The sequence below is a fragment of the Kribbibacterium absianum genome, from assembly GCF_030067705.1.
Lineage (GTDB): Bacteria > Actinomycetota > Coriobacteriia > Coriobacteriales > Atopobiaceae > Kribbibacterium > Kribbibacterium absianum.
The window spans coordinates 1-16280 of the sequence record NZ_JASJEX010000005.1 but is presented as its reverse complement, the minus strand read 5'-3'; the positions used below and the strand labels follow the sequence as shown (position 1 = coordinate 16280).

Here is a 16280-nt window from a genome sequence, read left to right as displayed (position 1 = left end):
TCACCGCGTTGGGCACGGCACTGGCCAGCCGGCGGCCACTGGGTAGACAATCCCTTGCAAACAGGCGCGAGGCAAAGGGAGCCATGGACGACATGCGGACCGGATCGGTGCTCGAAGGCTTCTCTCCCTGGGTGCGCCAGTGGTTCTCGTCCACGTTCGACGGGCCCACGGCGGTGCAGGAGGCCGCATGGCCGCGCATCCAGGCGGGCGGGAACGTGCTGGTCGTCGCGCCGACGGGCTCGGGCAAGACGCTCGCCGCGTTCCTCATGGGCATCGACGGGCTGGTCCGGGAGGATGCCGGCCTCCCGTCGCCCCTCGACCAGGGCGCGCCCGCGAAGGCCGACCGGCGCGGGGTTGAGATCCTCTACGTTTCGCCGATGAAGGCCCTCGCGGCCGACGTCGAGAAGAACCTTCGCGCACCGCTCGACGGCGTCGCCGAGGTCATGGCGCGCGAGGCGGGCGTGGAGCCGGCCGTCACCATTGGCATGCGGACGGGCGACACGCCGCAGTCGGAGCGCCAGCGCATGGTGCGCAACCCGCCGCGCATCCTCATCACGACACCGGAGTCGCTCTACCTGATCCTCACGTCCAAGGCGCGCTCGATGCTCGCCGGGGTGCGGCAGGTCATCGTGGACGAGGTGCACGCCATCGCCGGTTCCAAGCGCGGCGCGCACCTGTCGCTCTCGTTGGAGCGGCTCGACGCGCTGTTGGAACGCCCGGCCCAGCGCATCGGCCTGTCGGCAACCGTGCGCCCGGTGGAGCGCGTGGCGGAGTTCCTCGGCGGCGCGGCGCCCTGCGAGGTCGTGGACGCCGGCGAGCGCCCGGCCATGGACCTCACGGTGCGCGTGCCGGTGGACGACCTCACGGCGGTGCCTGTCTTCTCGCCGAGGAGGCGCGCCGGCGCGCCGCACGTGTCCGAGAAGGACGCGTGGAAGACGGACCGCACGCTCAAGGCGCAGATGGCGGGGGCCGAGGCCGCCGACAAGCCGGCTCGCGGGAACGGCAACGCCGCGATGGAGCGCAGGCTCGCCGCCGAGCGCCGCAAGCTCACGCGCGAGAGCCGCGCGGGGTCGCGCTCGATCTGGCCGCACATCGAGGCCGAGGTGCTCGACCAGGTGGAGGCGCACGGCTCGACCATCGTCTTCGTCAACTCCCGCGGCCTCTGCGAGCGGCTCTGCTCGCGCCTCAACGAGCTGCACGCCGAGCGGCTCGGTTGGGTCGCGCCCGCGGCGGAGGAGGGCGCCTACCGCGGCAGCTACGGGTCGCCGGCCACCCACGTGGTCGCGCCCCCGGAGGGCATGCCGGTGGTCGCCCGTGCGCACCACGGCTCGGTGTCCAAGGAGAAGCGCGCCCAGATCGAATCGGACCTCAAGTCCGGCCAGCTCAAGTGCGTCGTGGCGACGTCGTCTCTCGAGCTGGGCATCGACATGGGGTCCGTGGACCTCGTGCTGCAGGTCGGCGCGCCGCTCTCGGTGGCTGCGGGGCTGCAGCGGGTGGGGCGCGCCAATCACTTTGTGAGGGGCCGCAGCCAGGCGGTGCTGTACCCCCGCACGCGCATGGACGTGCTGGACTGCACGGTCGCGGCCGCAGGGATGCTCGAGGGGGCCATCGAGGAGACGCGCCTCGTGCGCCAGCCGCTCGACGTGTTGGCGCAGCAGACCGTCGCCCGCGCAACACAGGGGCCGTTCGCCGTGGGCGACTGGCTCGGCGAGGTGCGCCGCTCGGCCAACTACCGCGACCTGTCGCGCGTGGCGATGGACTCCGTGCTGACCCTGCTCGCCGGCGAGACGGGCGGCACGGAGCTTGGCGCCGTGGCGCCGCGCATCCAGTGGGACCGCGACGCCGACACCGTGTCCGTGCTGCCGCTCGGCTCGCGGCTGGCTGTGGCGCTCGCCGGCACCATCCCGGACCGTGGTCTCTACCCGGTACTCGTGGAGAACGAAGTGGAGCCGGGAGCCACCGGCAAGACCGGGCGCGGCACTTCGCGCCGCCGGGTGGGCGAGCTGGACGAGGAGATGGTCCACGAGTCGCGCGTCGGCGACGTGATCATGCTCGGCACCACGTCCTGGCGCATCACGCGCATCGAGAACGACCGGGTGCTCGTCCAGCGGGCCGACGCCACGGCCGCGCGCCTGCCGTTCTGGCATGGCGAGGGCCCGAGCCGCCCCTATGAGGACGGCAAACGCAAGGGAGCGCTGCTCCGGGAGCTGGACCGGGGCCTGCCGGACGCGGCGGGGCAACCGGACCGGGAGTTGGAGCGCGACCTCGAGCGTTGGGGCCTCGAGAAGAACGCCCGCGCGAACCTCTGCGCGCTCGCCGTGCGCCAGCGGGCCGCCACCGGGGCGGTGCCAAGCGACCGCGAGCTGGTGGTGGAGTACGCCCAGGACGAGACGGGCGACCTGCGCATGGTGCTCCACTCGCCGTTCGGGCGCGCGGTGCACGAGCCATGGACGCTCGCGGTGTCCGAGCGGGTGCGTCGCCGGTGGGGCTTCGACCCCGAGGCCATGGCTGCGGACGACGGCATCGTGATGCGCGTGCCGGAGCCCGGGCCGGGGGCATCGGGGCCGGGCCCCGATGTGTTCGTCTTCGAGGACGACGAGCTGCGGGCGCTCGTGCAGAGCCACGTGGCTGAGACCGCCCTGTTCGCCGCGCGCTTCCGTGAGTGCTGCGCCCGTGCGCTGCTCGTGACCCCGCGCGACTTCGGCAAGCGCGCGCCCCTGTGGCTGCAACGCATGCAGGCGGGCCAGCTGCTCGAGGCCGCCAAGACGGCCGAGTCGCACCCGCTGCTGGTGGAGGCCGCCCGCGAGTGCCTCACCGACGTGTACGACCTCGACGGCCTGCTCGAGGTCATGGGCGGCCTGCGCTCCCGTCGGATCCAGATCCACTCCGCGCACACGGCGGTGCCGTCGCCCTTCTGCGCCAACCTGCTCTTCGGCTACACGATGGCGCACCTCTACGACGACGACAAGCCGCACGCAGAGCGCCGCGCCGCCGCGCTGGCCGTGGACCCGGCGCTGCTCGGCGAGATCCTCGGCACCCCCGACGCCGCGTCGCTCGTGGACCCGGAAGTGATCGAACAGGTGGGCCGCGAGCTGCAGTGGCTGGCCCCCGGAAGAAAGGCCACGGGCCGCGAGGGCGTCGCGACGATGCTCCGCACGCTCGGGCCGCTGAGCACGGTCGACGTGGCCGCGCGCTGCGATGACCCGGACGAGGCGCCCGTGTGGCTCGACGAGCTGGACGCCGCTCGGCGCATCGCGCTCGTTCGGATCGCCGGCGAGCCGCGCTGGGCGGTCGCGCAGGACCTGGGGCTGCTGCAGGACGTGCTCGGCTGCGAGGTGCCGGCCTGGGCGCCCCCGGCGCCTGCGTTGCCCCCGCGCACCTCCGGCCTCATGGCGCTCGCGTCGCGCTATGCCAAGACGCACGGGCCGTTCTCGACGGAGGCGCTGGCGGCGCATCTCGGCCTTGGCCGTGCGCTCGTCGCGGACGCGCTCGGGGCGCTCTGCTCGGAGGGCTCGGTGCTCTCGGCGGATTACGGCACGGACGAGCAGGGCGCCCGCCGCTGGGTCGCCACGTCCGCGCAGCGGCTGTTGCGCGCGCGCTCCCTCGAGAAGGCCCGCAGCGAGACGGCCCCTCAGCCGGCTGCGGCCTGGTCTGCGCAGGTGCTCCGGCTGCAGGCGGTGGGGTTGCCGGTGGACGCGGACCCGCTCGACGCGTTGGCCGAGTGCGTCTCGGTGTACGAGGGCGTGTTCCTGGAGCCGGGGCTCTGGGAGTCGCAGGTCTTCCCGGCGCGCGTGCGCGGGTACCGGCCCGCCCTTTTGGACGAGCTTCTGGCCTCGGGCGACGTGGTGTGGCAGGGCGGCTCCCGCGCCTCCGAGCGGCCCGGTGCCAACGAGGGGGCCGAGCGTCGCGTCGCGGCGTTCTTCCCGACCGACTCGCCGTTCGCCCCGCTGCCCGCCGCCGGCCCTGGCGATATAGCGGTGCCGAGCGAGACGGAGTCGCTCGAAGGGGAGCAGGCCCTCCGTGCTGGCGTGTTGGCGGCGCTGGCCGCCGGTGGCCGCTGGTCCTTTGATGGCGTGATGGCCGCCCTGCGCGCGCAACCGGCGCCGGAGGCCGCCGCCGCGACGCCGAGCGAGGCGTCCGAGGAGCTCACCCGCCTGCTCTGGGAGGGCACCGTGCTCAACCAGTCGTTCTCGCCGGCGCGCCGGGCTGCCACGGCGGCGACATCCAAGCCGGCCAGACCAACGCGCCGCTCGCGCTCCCGGTACGGCTCGCGCGCGGCCGCCGCCACACGGGCGAGCGCGGTTCTCGGTGACACCGGGGCTGTGGCCGCCCCCGCTGCGTCCCATGGGCTGTGGTCGGCCGCCGTCGAGCCGGACGTCCCCGCGGCCGAGCGGGCCATCGCCCTGGTGGGGTCGCTGCTCGCCCGCTACGGCGTGCTCGCGCCGAGCGTGGCGACGGTGGCCGGCGTGCCCGGCGGGTTCCAGGCGCTGTACCCGGTGTTGCGGGCGATGGAAGAGGCCGGCGTGCTGCTGCGCGGCACGTTCGTGGAGGGGCTTGGCAACCTGCAGTTCGCGACCAGGGACACGGTGGAGGCCCTGCGGGCGGTGGCGGAGAGCGAGGGAGGGAGCCGGGCGCCCGTGGTCGTGCTCGGTGCGGCGGACCCGGCCAACGTGTTCGGCGCCTGCGTCCCGTGGCCCGCTCCCGTGGAGGGACCAGGCCCGGACGAAGGAGACCCCGCTGGGACGCCCGTGTCCGGCACCAACGTCCCGCCCGATGGGACATGCGTGTCCGGCACCAACGTCCCGCGGCTGTCCCGCGCGGCCGGCGCGATGGTGGCCTTTTCGGGGGGTGCCCCCGTGCTGTATGCGGCGCCCCGGCTCAAGAGCCTTGCGGTGTTCTCGTCCGACGAGGACAGCGTCGCCCGCGCGCTCGAGGCCTGCGCCCGCTGGATAAGCGACGGCGCCCGGCGCAACGGCACCTCGCCGGCCCTGGAGAAGTTGCTGGTGGAGAGCGTGAACGGGGAGCCGGCGCTCAAGAGCCCCTGGGCGCCCGTGCTGCAGTCCGCCGGCTTCGTGCGCTCGACGGACGGCCTTCGCCTCTACCTTCCTCCGCTGTAGCCGCGTCACGGCGCGCGCCCCGAACGGCCGTGCAGCTTCCATCGATCCGCTGGCCGTTTCTTGAAAGTTCCCTACACTACAAGGGCGAAAGGTTCGCGGCGCGGGCCTTTCCCACACTGCAGGGGAGGCGGCCCGCGCTGTGCGGGCCTCCGCTTGAGGAAAGAGGGACCCATGGATCGTTTGCAGGGCAAGGTCGCCATCGTCACCGGCTCCACCAGTGGCATCGGCGTCGGCATCGCCACGCTGTTCGCCAAGGAGGGCGCGCAGGTGGTCATCTGCGGCCGTCGCCAGGAGAAGGGCCAGGCCATCGTCGACCGCATCGTCGCGGACGGCGGCAAGGCGTCCTATCACTTCCTGGACGTCACGGACACCGACACGGTCAAGAAGCTCATCGACGACACCGCCGAGACCTACGGCAAGGTGGACGTGCTCGTCAACAACGCCGCCAACGTCGGCCTCAAGGACGGCCGCGTGGACGAGGTGTCCCTCGACATGTGGGACGCCATCATCGAGAGCGACCTCACCGGCACCTTCTACGCGACGCAGTGCGTGCTGCCCCACATGCAGAAGAACGGCGGCGGCTCGATCATCAACATCGGCTCCAGCGCGTCCGTCGCGGGCGACCTGGGCTCGGTGGCCTACGCGTGCGCCAAGGCCGGCGTCAACTCGCTCACCGAGTACACGGCGGTGCAGTACGGCCGCGACAACATCCGCTGCAACTGCGTGCGCCCGGGCCTCATCGTGACCCCCGAGAACGACGCGCACGTGCCGCAGGTGCTGAAGGACATCTTCCTCGACAACATCCTGGTCAACCGCTATGGCTGCCCGGAGGACATCGGGCACCTGTGCGTCTACCTGGCCTCCGATGAGAGCGCCTACGTGACCGGCCAGATCATGGACGTCGACGGCGGCCTCAACTCCCACACCACGACGGTGGCCGCGTTCCGCGCCCTCAACTCGCGCACTTGGTAAACCAGGGACAGGGAGCGTGGCCCGAGGGGGCCAGCTTTGCGACGGGGCGCGCCCGCAGGCTCTCGGCCGGTTCCGGCCAGGGCTGCGGGCGCGCCCCGTCCCTTGTCTTCGGGTCGGGCGCTCACGCTCCTTGGCTCAGTCGCCCACCAGGGACAGGTGCCGCGCGTCGAAGATCGACAGGTCGAGGATCCGCATGAGCGCCTTCACCGCCGCTTGGCCGCGCACCGAGTTGCCGGCCCCGTCCAGCGGCGGCGCGAATGCGCACACGCCGAAGAGCCCCGGCATCACGCCGAGCACGGCGCCGCCCACGCCCGTCTTGGCGGGGATGCCGCTCTCGTAGAGCCAGTCGCCGGTGTTCTGATAGAAGCCCACGGTGGCGATCAGCGAGGTCAGGGGGCCTGCGAGCTTCTCGGCGAACACGCGCTCGCCGGTCACGGGGTTCTCGCCGCCGTTCGCGATGGTGGCGGCCATGATCGCCAGCTGCTCGGCCGTCACGCCGAGGGAGCACTGCCGCGTGTAGAGGTCCACGGACATCTCCACGTCGTCGTACAGGCGCCCGTAGTCCTTGAGCAGCCAGGCGATGGACCGGTTCTGGAAGTTCGTGGCGCTCTCGCTGCGATAGAGCTCGTCGATCACGGCCACCGGCGAGCCGCAGAGCGCCTCGATGTTCTGCCGGATCTCGCGCCACTTGCCCTCGGCCTGGCCCTGCGGCTCCACCATCGAGCACGCGGCCATGGCGCCGGCGTTCACGAGCGGCGTGGAGGGTCGGTCGTTCTCCAGGCAGACGGCCAGCACCGAGTTGAAGGGCAGCCCCGTCGCGTCGGCGCCGATGTCCTTGCGCACGGTCTCGGCGCCGGACTGTTCCATCACGAGCGCCGCCGTCGGCACTTTCGAGACGGACTCGATGCCGAAGACGGAGCTCGTGTCGCCCATGGAGAACCGCGTGCCGTCGGCCAGGCACACGGAGAGCCCGAACAGGCTCGGGTCCACGTTTGCGAGGTACGGGATGTAGTGGGCGTTCTCGCCGCCGGTGACCTGCTTGGCCTCGTCATAGGCCTGGGCGACGGCTGCTTTGATCTGGGCCTTGGTGAAGGTGTGGAACGCGCCGATGGCCATGCTCGCTCCTGTTCTCCTGAGGTTTTCCGGCCTGTACCCGCTTCTCGCGGATGCCCCGGCCACGGCGCCCCGTTCGCGTGCGGCCGGACGGCTCTGACGGTGCCGCGCGCCCCCCGAGGGGGTAGTGTTGTCTCGGAACCACGCGAGAAAGGCACTCCCCATGACCGATCAGCTCCCCGACGTCGCACAACGCTTCCTTCGGTACGTCCAGGTGGACTCGCCCGGCGATCCGGACGCCCCTGAGGACCGGGTCCCCTCCCTTCCGCAGCAGCACGACATGGCGCGGCTGCTGGCCGAGGAGCTGGCGGCCCTCGGGTGCGACAACGTCGCCACGGACGAGCACGCGTACGTCACCGCCGCCGTGCCCGCGTCGCCCGGGGCCGAGGCGGCCGAGCCCCTCGCCCTCATCGCCCATATCGACGTCAGCCATGACGTGCCGAACACCGGCGTCAAGCCGCAGGTCACCCTCTATGAAGGCGGCGCGCTTGGGATGGGCGACCTCACGGTGCTGCCGGACGAGGTGCCCACGCTCGCTGCATATGCCGGAGGCCTCGTCATCACGTCTGACGGCACCACGCTCCTCTCGGCCGACGACAAGGCGGGCGTGGCCGAGATCATGGCCCTCGTCGCCCGCATCGCCGAGAACCCCGAGCTCCCGCACCCGCCGCTGCGCATCGCCTTTGTCCCCGACGAGGAGATCGGCCATGGCGCGTCCCTGCTCGACCTCGACGCGTTCGGCGCCGCCTACGCCTACACCGTCGACGGCGGCCCCGTGGGCGAGATCTCCTACGAGTGCTTCAACGCCGTCGGCGCGGACGTCACGATCACCGGTTCCGTCGTGCATCCCGGCGACGCCAAGCACCGCATGGTCAACGCCCTCACGCTCTGGCGCCAGCTCGACGCGATGCTGCCGCAGGACGAGCGCCCCGAGAACACCGAGGGCTACGAGGGCTACTTCCACTGCACCAACCTCACCGGCGACTGCGGCGAGGTCCGCGCCCATTACATCCTTCGCGACTTCGACGCCGCGGGCATGGCCCATCGCCGCGTCCTGCTCGAGACGGCGGCCGGCTACCTCAACGAGAAGTACGGAACCGGGCGCGTCTCGGTCGCGTTCCACGAGGAGTACTGCAACATGGCGGAGCACCTCACGGACGTGCCGTTCCTCGTCGACAACGCACTGGCCGCCACGCGCGCCTGCGGCGTCGAGCCCCAGGTGCGCGCCATCCGCGGCGGCACCGACGGCGCCCAGCTCACGTTCCGCGGCCTGCCGTGCCCCAACCTCGGCACTGGCGGCGCGCTCTGTCACTCGCTCCGCGAGTTTGTGCCGGTGCGGGCCCTCGAGGCCGTTACGGACATCCTTCAGGACCTCGTGGCCCGCTTCGTCTAGCGGGTTGCTCGGCACGGGGGTTCGAGCGTTCGGGAACGGGGAGGGGGCGCCCGGCTCCCCGCGCGGGGACACGGCCCCTCGTCTGAGGGTCTCGGCCACTCAGGGACTCGGCTGGTTCTGGGTACACTGAACCGCACGACATCACTTTGAGGAGGGCGTCATGGGTCGTTCCGGCGGTGGCGGCGGAGGTCGTTCCGGTGGCGGCGGGGCCGGCGGTGGCCGTTCCAGCGGTGGCTTCTCCGGCGGCGCCCGAGGCGGCTCTGGAGGCCGGAGCGGCCCCGTCGGCGCCCGCGGCGGCATGGGGCGCGTCCCGCGCGTCGGCATGCCGGGTTTCGGCATGGGAGGGCCGCGCGGCCCGGTGTTCGGGCCCCCTCCGCGCAGGCGCCGTCCCGGCTCCGGCTTTGGGGGCGCGTTCCTCGGCGGCATGCTCGGCTCGGCGGCGGGGAACGCCGCGACCGGCCGCAACTCCGCCAACGACGACCGTCCGAGCACCGGCTGCGGGTGCGGCACCCTCTTTATCGTCGTCTGCGCGATCCTGCTCGTGGTGGTGCTCGCGACCTCCTTCGGTTGCGGGGGCACCACCTTTGGTTCCGGCTCGGGTTCCTCCCAGGCGCAGGTGGAGTCCACGGTCGACCGCACCCGGCTCGCTGAGGGCACGGCGGTCGTCACCGCCCTCTACACCGACGAGGACGGCGATTGGATCCACACCCCGGCCGCGCTCGAGTCCGGCCTCACGGCCTTCTACAACACGACGGGCGTCGCGCCGTACGTCTACATCCTGCCCAACGGGTCGGTGACCTCCAGCTCGGCGTGCTCCGCCAAGGCGACCGAGCTCTACGACCAGCTCTTCGACGACGAGGGCCACTTCCTGATGGTCTTCTGCGACGACGGCAGCGGCGGGTACGTCTGGGGCTACTGCGGCGGCTCGGCAACCACCTCCGTCATGGACTCCGAGGCGGTCCGGATTCTCGCCCAGAACCTCGAGAAGTACTACAACACCACGTCCATCTCGGACGAGGAGGTCTTCTCGAAAACCTTCGATGACACCGGCCGCACGATCATGGGCGCCCCGGCCGGCCGGACCCGAGCCATCGCGATCGGCGTTGTCGTGGGCGCCGTGGTCGTCGGGGGCGTGGCCTACGTTGTGGTCAAGAAGCGCAAGGAGAAGCAGGCGGCGGAGCAGAAGAGGATCGACGACCTGCTCAACACGCCGCTCGAGACCTTTGGGGACCAGAGCCTCGAGGACCTCGAGAAAAAGTACGAGGACAAGCCGGCCGGCGGCGACGCGTCCGCGCAGGACGCCTCCACCAAGGACGGCCATTAGGCGCGAGCGCCTGACGGAAAGGGGAGTGCCATGGGCATCCTGGATCGCTTCAGCTCCATCATCAAGGCCAACGTCAACGATCTGCTCGACAAGGCGGAGGACCCCGCGAAGATGGTGGACCAGTACCTTCGCGAGCTGACCGAGAGCCTCGCCGAGGTCAAGGAGGCAACGGCCGGCGTGATGGCGGAGGAGGCTCGCTGCAAGCGTCTCGTCGACGCCAACCAGGCCGAGGTCGACAAGTACGACGGCCTCGCCCGCAAGGCCCTGGCGGCCGGCAACGAGGACGACGCCCGCACGTTCCTGGCCAAGAAGCAGCAGCTGGTGGAGAAGAACGTCGGCCTCATGACCGCTTACGAGGCGGCCCATGAGAACGCCGAGAAGATGCGCGCGATGCACGACAAGCTTGTGAACGACATCACCACGCTCAAGGGGCGCCGCGACACGATCAAGGCCAAGGCCGCCGTCGCCAAGACCCAGGACAAGGTCAATCGGATGACCGGGGGCGCCGACAAGGCCGAGGGCGCGATGGCCGCCTTCGAGCGCATGGAGGCGAAGGCCGACGCGATGCTCGACCGGTCGAACGCGATGGAAGAGCTCAACGGCCAGCCCGAGGACCCGGCTTCCTCCCTCGAGAAGAAGTACGCCGCGGCCGGTCAGACGGCGGCGGTGGACGACGAGCTGGAGCGCATGAAGAGGGAGATGGGGCTCAGCTAGTCAACGCCGCTGCCCGCTGATACGCAGCCGCTCGCCGGCTGTCCGCCGAATAGCCTTTCCTGCCCACGGGGAAAGAAGTGCATCGAGAAGCCACATATCGATGCACTTCTTTTTGTTGAGGAGCGCGTCGCGGGATCAGGGAGGCGACCATGGTGCAGGGATTGGCGACGGTGCTGCTGTTCGTGCTCCCCATGGTCGCGTGGGGCCTCACCCTCGGTCGCACGGGCCTTCCCGAGCAGGGGGCCGTGCGCTTCTCGTGGGACGACCAGGCGGCCGTGGCCACCTGGATGTTGGTCTTCGGTCTTGTGGCCCTTGGGGCATCGGTGGCGGCCGGGCTGTTCGGCGGCCCGCTCGTCCAGGCCGTCTGTCTCGGCAGCGGCCTTGCGGCGGAGCTCATCCTCGGGGGCCTCTGGCTCTGGGGGCGCCTTCCGGACCGTCAGGCCGCGCTCTCGGCCTCCCATGGGGCCATCAGCTCGGACGAGATATCCGTGTCCACGGACTCGCGCGAGATCGTCGGGCCGTCCGTGCTGAAGCGGTAGACGGCGGTCGAGTCCACGGAGCCATCGGAGGCGTTCACGCAGGAGAAGCTCACCGTCGAGTCGCCCTGGCACGTGGCACGCAGCACGAAGGTCTGCACGCCGGCGGAGTCGGGATGGCTGCCGTCGACGGCCGCGTAGTCCTGGGAGACCTCTTGGAAGGAGCCGGCCGGCTCCACATCCAGCGTCCATTCAAGCCCGGCGGCGCGGTTGGCCGGCAGCTGCACGGTCACGGTAGGCGCCGAGGCCCGGTCGGAGAAGGCGACCCCGCAGAGCACAAGAGCGAGGCCCAACGCTGCGACTCCGCCCAACACTTTCGCCGCTGACCGCACGGAGCCTCCTCACGACACCGCGTCCCTGTGTACTTGCACGCCATAGTGGCCGAGCGTCGCCCTTGGAGATGTGCAGGTTGTCTGGCTTCACACCCTCACGATGCACCCTCCATGTCGGGCCCATCTTTCGTTCTGTGGCGGTGCGTTGCGGGCGAAGAAAAAAGCGAGGACTGCCTGTTACGCACCGGTGCCAAGGGTAGGTTGACATCGTTGGGCGGTGTCGTGTCGTGAGCTCGGGGCGGAGGGACCAATGGGGGCGCTGACGTTTTCGATTCTCGTGTCGGTGGCGTTCGCGTTGCTGCTCGTGGGGCTCGGCTGCTTCTTTGTCGGCGGATGGGCGGTTCTCCGCAAGACGGGAGAGCACGGTTGGCACATTCTCGTGCCCTTCTGGGGCGAGTTCCAGCTGTTCCGGGCCGCTCACACGGTGGTTCTCTTCTTTGCGGAGCTGGTCTGCCTGGCCGCCATCGTCGTGTTGTGGATGGTGCCGTGGCCGGAGGTGGGGCAGTTCTGGGGCATCCCGCTCTGCATCGGGTTCGTCCTCTATGGCTGGTCCTCGATGGCCCTCGCGCAGTGCTTCCATTTGGGGGCCGGCTGGCAGATCCTCGCCCTCGTCGCGCCCCCGTATTTCTATGTGCTCGCCGCTGCCAACAAGAAGGCCTCCTACGACCCGGACGCGGCCCCGTGGATCTGTGCTCCCTTCTGGAGGCTCGAGTGTGCCCTCTATGAGCGCGACGAGCTGGCCGACGACCCCCGCGTGGTGGGCGGCGCCGACGAGTCCATCGATCCGTACGCGATCTCGGACTCGATGGACCTCGACGACCCGATGGGTGGCTACGAGCTCTCTCAGGAGGCCGCCGAGGCATACGGCATGGAGAACCTGTTGGACGACCGGGGCCCTCGTCGGGAACCGGCCGTTCAGTCCCCCGACAAAAGCGAGGCCAAGGCCTGAGCCGCGCCGGCTCCTGTCGCGCGGACGGGTACAGACCTGTGCGATGAGACGACGTCGCGAAGGAGCATCCCATGAAGGAGAAGGTCAACCGGAGCGCCGACCGTCCGTGGCGCGGGGCGGAGTTCGACCCCGACGACCAGGGCCCGGGGCACCCCACCACTGACGCGCCGAGCGAGACCCCTGTGGTCGAGGATCGCGTGGACGGACAGACGGAGGGGCTCTTCGCCGCCGCGCTTGGGAACGAGTCCGTGATGCTCGACTCCGACTCAGCCGCCGGTGAGTACCTGGAGCGTGACGCGGAGGAGGCCCGCGCGCGGGTGCTCGCGACCGAGCGCTCCCAGGACAGCGCGGTCGCGGCCGTCGACCTGGCGGCCGCTGTCGATGAGGCGGGGGACTGACCATGGGCGAGAAGAAATGGACGTGCGCCCCGTTGACCGCCGTCCTGGCGGTCGCGCTTGTCGCGACGCTCGGACTGGTCGGCTGCTCTGCACCCTCAGGCGCGGACGGCTCTGCGCCCTCGGGCGCAACGGCAGGACAGCCCACGACGACGGCCGTTGCTGACGGCACGTTCACGGCCCAAGGGGTCACGCTTCGCGTGCCCGACGGGTGGCAGGCCGTCTCCACCGGTGGGGTGGCCGGCATCGAGCCCCCTTCGGGCGCCGGCTACATCGAGGTGTCCGAGCAAAGCTCCGACTTGATGTCGATGGGGGAGGGTGTGGACTCCTCGGAGGCCATGACCGGCTTTGTCGCCACGATGGTGGCCTCCGAAGGTCTCTCGATCGACCCCTCGTCCGTCGCGGTGACCGAGAAGGACGGCCGGTACCTAGCGGAGCTCCCGCTCGAGAGGAGCGTGGGGGACGTCGCATGCCGGGGCGTGCAGCTTCTCGTCGGCTCCGGCGAGACGGTGGTCGCGATCACGGCGCTCTGCCCCGAGGACAGCTACGATGCGGACTGGAGCACCTACCAGTCGGTGCTCGACACCGCCACGTTCGACGTGGGCACCGCCGAGTAGACAGGACCCGTGATGGCAGCAAAGGGCAAACGCTCGGACGTCGCCGGCTTCATCCGTGCGACGCTCGGGGACGAGCCGACTCCCGAGGCCCAGGCATGGGCGCGCGACGAGGTGGTGCGCCCGGAGCGTCGGCTCGTGGTCGGCCTCGTGGCCACTTGCGTCGTCGGGCTGTCCTGTCTGCTCGTGGCGCAGCTGGCGCCGACGGCGCAGGGCGTCCTGAACGGGGCCACCAACCTCGCGGTGGTGCTCGCGCTCGTGTTGTTCTTCCTGCTCTTCTCGCGCCGTCAGAAGCTCGGCGCCCGGTTTGCGGCGATGCTCGACGACCAGTGCGACCCGGTGGCCTACGGGGACCGCTACTTGGCCTACCTCGAGTTGGAGTGGCCCGAGGACCGCGGCGGCGCGCTCTGGAACTACGCCCGTGCGCTCCGTTGGCAGGGTCGCTGGGCGGCCGCGTGCGACCTGATGGCCGCCTACGAGCGGTCCCTGGACCACAAGGCCCCGGCGCAGTCCCGCTATCTGGTGGAGCAGATTCGCGCCCACTGCGCCTTCGACCAGCGGCGCCTTGCGGACCTCATCGACGCCGCCCATGCGCTCCAGGCCCTCGACGAGGCGGGCCTCCCCAAGACCTACTCTCAAGGGGTCGCTCAGACCGTCGCGCTCGCGAACCAACTGACCCGTGAGGAGCAGGGCGACTGGGACGAGGCGTTCCTTGTCTGGGAGGGCTACTTCAATGTGGCGACGCCGGTGCAGAAGGCGCTCTTTGCGCTGCACCTGGCCCGTTGTGCCCCCTCCGAGAAGGACTCCCGGCCCTGGGCGTCCTATGCGTCGGCCAATGGAGGAACCACGTGGTGCGCGGCGGCGGGTAAGAAGCTCAAATGGGAGACGCACGTCTCCCGGAGATAGAAGAGGGAAAGCGCCCGGGCGCCCTCGGGCTCGAGCAGAAAGAGAGGGTCCATGGACTTCGTCGAGATCCAACCGCAAGACCTGCAGTTCAACCCCTTTGAGATGATCGGTACCGACTGGATGCTCGTCACCGCCGGCAACGACTCCGCCTGGAACACGATGACGGCCTCCTGGGGGCAGATGGGCACGCTCTGGAACAAGCCGGTGGCCACCATCTATCTGCGCCCCCAGCGCTACACCAAGGAGTTCGTGGACCAGACCGACGACTTCACGCTCTCGTTCTTTGGCGAGGAGTGGCACGAGGCCCTCGAGACGTGCGGGTCGTTGAGCGGCCGCGACGCCGACAAGGCCCTCGCCACCGGCCTTGCGCCGATGGAGGTACCGGGGTCCATGGCCTTCGAGCAGGCCGAGCTCATCGTCGTGTGCCACAAGCTCTACGCCCAGCAGCTCGAGGAGCAGGACTTCGTCGTGCCGGAGCTCGTCGCCCAGAACTATCCCAACAAGGACTTCCACACCATGTATGTGGGGCGCATCGACCACATGTACATCGCCGCGGCCCTTCTTGAGGATGACGAGGACGAGTGCGGATGCGGTCACGAGCACCATCACCATGACGGTGACTGCGGCTGCGGCCATGAGCACCACGAGCACCACCATCATGACGGCGAGTGCTGCTGCCACCATCACGAGTGAGGGCGAGAGGCCGGGAGCGCCGTCACACCCATCGATAAGAAGGCCGGGGTCGAGCAGCGCTGCTCGACCCCGGCCGTTTGCTCACTGGTCCTTTTCGGGCTCTTCTTCTGGATCCTCGTCGTCCAGGTACGCGGGCACGAAGCGTTCGAACCTGAAGAACTCTGAGAGGTCCACGTCGTAGGCCACCGCCATCTTGTGGAGCGACTGGAGGCTCGGATTCCGCCGACCCTGCTCGTAATAGCCCATGGTCGAGCGTGACAGGCCCACCAGCTCGCCGGCCTTCTCCTGCGAGAGGCCGCGTGCCTTGCGGACCCTGCGAAGGTTGGCGCCGATGAGCGCTCTGGTCTCGTCAAACGTCCTTGGCTCGCCCATGGCTCAAACGATGGGTAAGAGGCGCGCGCCACTCCACTAACAAGTAGTTAGCAAATGGCCCGCTTCCCGGTAACCCGCTGGTCACGACCCTTACAGACGGTCCCCAGACTCTTTGTAAGACCGGTCAAGCTATGGGCACGTTCGTTGCTTCCCCACATTTAGGGGAGACAACCCGTCCGCGCAGGGGATACCTTCACCAACCAAGAGCGCCCCACGTGAGATGCGACGGGGCCTCGCTGCGGAGGGGTGAAACCATGAAGGCACGGGAGTTTGCGAAGGTCGCGAAGGAGATCTCCCCCGAGGCCGAGCTTGCCTTGGCTCAGATCGCGGACGACCAGGAGGTGGACGCGGAGAGCTTGGTCAAAGGGTTCTTTGCCGCGCTGAAGGCCGCGCGCGACACCACGCGACAGTTGGACTCGCTCCTGCTCGCTTCCGAGGGGGAGCTGCCGGAGAGGATCCGCGCCCTCGGCATCGACTGCTCCGATGACGAGGTGCTCAGTCTCGTGGATCAGTTCGGGCGCAACTATTGTTGGTGACGCATCGTCCAGGCCTCGTTGATCAGGACTATTGAGAACGGCCGACCACGGTTTCCGGGGTCGGCCGTTCTCTTTGTTGCCGGCCTCGCGAGGTGTCGATTCGCAACTCAAGGAACAGCGTGTGTCGACTCCTCAAAAGGGAGGACAGCGGTTTTCCTCGCGTTATACTGGATTCACGCTCTTGCGCATGCTGCCCGCCCCTGCCGATTTGTGAACAGAATGTGAACGCGGCCTTTCCCGGCCGCGGGCCCGGCGGGCCCGGCTATAGTTCTTTCTCGCGCCGCGCACCCGGCGCCCCGGGGAACCGGGGACGA

15 protein-coding genes are annotated in these 16280 nt (G+C 70.0%); 12 read left to right on the top strand and 3 right to left on the bottom strand.

What is annotated here, in order from left to right; translation table 11 throughout:
* Window positions 1-83 precede the first annotated feature (83 nt).
* Window positions 84-5117, top strand: coding sequence for a DEAD/DEAH box helicase (locus QJ043_RS09205; RefSeq protein WP_283722807.1), 5034 nt, complete (start codon window positions 84-86; stop codon window positions 5115-5117).
* Between the two features lie 171 nt (window positions 5118-5288).
* Window positions 5289-6089: an SDR family NAD(P)-dependent oxidoreductase gene (locus QJ043_RS09200; RefSeq protein ID WP_283713509.1), complete on the top strand. Its 801-nt coding sequence runs from the start codon at window positions 5289-5291 to the stop codon at window positions 6087-6089.
* 135 nt (window positions 6090-6224) lie between these two features.
* Here the strand turns inward: QJ043_RS09200 and glsA are convergent, their stop codons facing one another.
* On the bottom strand, window positions 6225-7205 hold the full coding sequence (gene glsA / locus QJ043_RS09195) for a glutaminase A (protein ID WP_283713510.1): 981 nt from the start codon (window positions 7203-7205) through the stop codon (window positions 6225-6227).
* A 160-nt stretch (window positions 7206-7365) separates the two neighbouring features.
* Here glsA and pepT point away from each other — a divergent pair, with 160 nt between their 5' ends.
* The 4 genes from pepT to QJ043_RS09175 all read left to right on the top strand — a co-directional run bounded on the left by pepT (window position 7366) and on the right by QJ043_RS09175 (window position 11172).
* Window positions 7366-8595 (top strand): peptidase T, encoded by a 1230-nt coding sequence (gene pepT / locus QJ043_RS09190; protein WP_283713511.1) that lies wholly within the window; start codon window positions 7366-7368, stop codon window positions 8593-8595.
* Between the two features lie 160 nt (window positions 8596-8755).
* Window positions 8756-9919: a hypothetical protein gene (locus QJ043_RS09185; protein ID WP_283713512.1), complete on the top strand. Its 1164-nt coding sequence runs from the start codon at window positions 8756-8758 to the stop codon at window positions 9917-9919.
* 30 nt (window positions 9920-9949) lie between these two features.
* Window positions 9950-10633: a PspA/IM30 family protein gene (locus QJ043_RS09180; RefSeq protein WP_283713513.1), complete on the top strand. Its 684-nt coding sequence runs from the start codon at window positions 9950-9952 to the stop codon at window positions 10631-10633.
* Window positions 10634-10782: 149 nt separating this feature from the next.
* Entirely contained in the window at window positions 10783-11172 is a 390-nt protein-coding gene (locus QJ043_RS09175; RefSeq protein ID WP_283713514.1) for a hypothetical protein, read from the top strand.
* Here QJ043_RS09175 and QJ043_RS09170 read toward each other — a convergent pair.
* Window positions 11070-11462, bottom strand: a complete 393-nt coding sequence (locus QJ043_RS09170) for a protease inhibitor I42 family protein (RefSeq protein WP_283722806.1) — start codon at window positions 11460-11462, stop codon at window positions 11070-11072. The two genes, QJ043_RS09175 and QJ043_RS09170, sit on opposite strands and share 103 nt — an antisense overlap.
* 289 nt (window positions 11463-11751) lie before the next feature.
* Between QJ043_RS09170 and QJ043_RS09165 the strand changes: the two genes are divergently transcribed.
* The 5 genes from QJ043_RS09165 (at window position 11752) to QJ043_RS09145 (ending at window position 15058) form a co-directional block, all read left to right on the top strand.
* Window positions 11752-12450 (top strand): hypothetical protein, encoded by a 699-nt coding sequence (locus QJ043_RS09165; protein ID WP_283713516.1) that lies wholly within the window; start codon window positions 11752-11754, stop codon window positions 12448-12450.
* Between the two features lie 71 nt (window positions 12451-12521).
* Entirely contained in the window at window positions 12522-12848 is a 327-nt protein-coding gene (locus QJ043_RS09160) for a hypothetical protein (RefSeq protein ID WP_283713517.1), read from the top strand.
* Between the two features lie 2 nt (window positions 12849-12850).
* Window positions 12851-13462, top strand: coding sequence for a hypothetical protein (locus tag QJ043_RS09155; protein ID WP_283713518.1), 612 nt, complete (start codon window positions 12851-12853; stop codon window positions 13460-13462).
* A 12-nt stretch (window positions 13463-13474) separates the two neighbouring features.
* Complete coding sequence (locus QJ043_RS09150; RefSeq protein ID WP_283713519.1) at window positions 13475-14365, top strand: hypothetical protein; 891 nt, start codon at window positions 13475-13477, stop codon at window positions 14363-14365.
* Between the two features lie 51 nt (window positions 14366-14416).
* Window positions 14417-15058, top strand: coding sequence for a flavin reductase (locus tag QJ043_RS09145; protein ID WP_283713520.1), 642 nt, complete (start codon window positions 14417-14419; stop codon window positions 15056-15058).
* A gap of 81 nt (window positions 15059-15139) precedes the next feature.
* Here the strand turns inward: QJ043_RS09145 and QJ043_RS09140 are convergent, their stop codons facing one another.
* Window positions 15140-15430, bottom strand: a complete 291-nt coding sequence (locus QJ043_RS09140; protein WP_283713521.1) for a helix-turn-helix domain-containing protein — start codon at window positions 15428-15430, stop codon at window positions 15140-15142.
* Between the two features lie 254 nt (window positions 15431-15684).
* On the opposite strand from QJ043_RS09140, the gene QJ043_RS09135 reads away from it, so the two are divergent.
* Window positions 15685-15966 (top strand): hypothetical protein, encoded by a 282-nt coding sequence (locus tag QJ043_RS09135; RefSeq protein ID WP_283713522.1) that lies wholly within the window; start codon window positions 15685-15687, stop codon window positions 15964-15966.
* Window positions 15967-16280 lie beyond the last annotated feature (314 nt).

Coding starts and splice junctions, on each gene's coding strand:
- QJ043_RS09155 (WP_283713518.1), top strand. CDS start 12,851: ATGGGCGAGAAGAAATGGACGTGCGCCCCGTTGACCGCCGTCCTGGCG.
- pepT (WP_283713511.1), top strand. CDS start 7,366: ATGACCGATCAGCTCCCCGACGTCGCACAACGCTTCCTTCGGTACGTC.
- QJ043_RS09135 (WP_283713522.1), top strand. CDS start 15,685: ATGAAGGCACGGGAGTTTGCGAAGGTCGCGAAGGAGATCTCCCCCGAG.
- QJ043_RS09160 (WP_283713517.1), top strand. CDS start 12,522: ATGAAGGAGAAGGTCAACCGGAGCGCCGACCGTCCGTGGCGCGGGGCG.
- glsA (WP_283713510.1), bottom strand. CDS start 7,205: ATGGCCATCGGCGCGTTCCACACCTTCACCAAGGCCCAGATCAAAGCA.
- QJ043_RS09200 (WP_283713509.1), top strand. CDS start 5,289: ATGGATCGTTTGCAGGGCAAGGTCGCCATCGTCACCGGCTCCACCAGT.
- QJ043_RS09180 (WP_283713513.1), top strand. CDS start 9,950: ATGGGCATCCTGGATCGCTTCAGCTCCATCATCAAGGCCAACGTCAAC.
- QJ043_RS09175 (WP_283713514.1), top strand. CDS start 10,783: ATGGTGCAGGGATTGGCGACGGTGCTGCTGTTCGTGCTCCCCATGGTC.
- QJ043_RS09165 (WP_283713516.1), top strand. CDS start 11,752: ATGGGGGCGCTGACGTTTTCGATTCTCGTGTCGGTGGCGTTCGCGTTG.
- QJ043_RS09185 (WP_283713512.1), top strand. CDS start 8,756: ATGGGTCGTTCCGGCGGTGGCGGCGGAGGTCGTTCCGGTGGCGGCGGG.
- QJ043_RS09205 (WP_283722807.1), top strand. CDS start 84: ATGGACGACATGCGGACCGGATCGGTGCTCGAAGGCTTCTCTCCCTGG.
- QJ043_RS09145 (WP_283713520.1), top strand. CDS start 14,417: ATGGACTTCGTCGAGATCCAACCGCAAGACCTGCAGTTCAACCCCTTT.
- QJ043_RS09150 (WP_283713519.1), top strand. CDS start 13,475: ATGGCAGCAAAGGGCAAACGCTCGGACGTCGCCGGCTTCATCCGTGCG.
- QJ043_RS09140 (WP_283713521.1), bottom strand. CDS start 15,430: ATGGGCGAGCCAAGGACGTTTGACGAGACCAGAGCGCTCATCGGCGCC.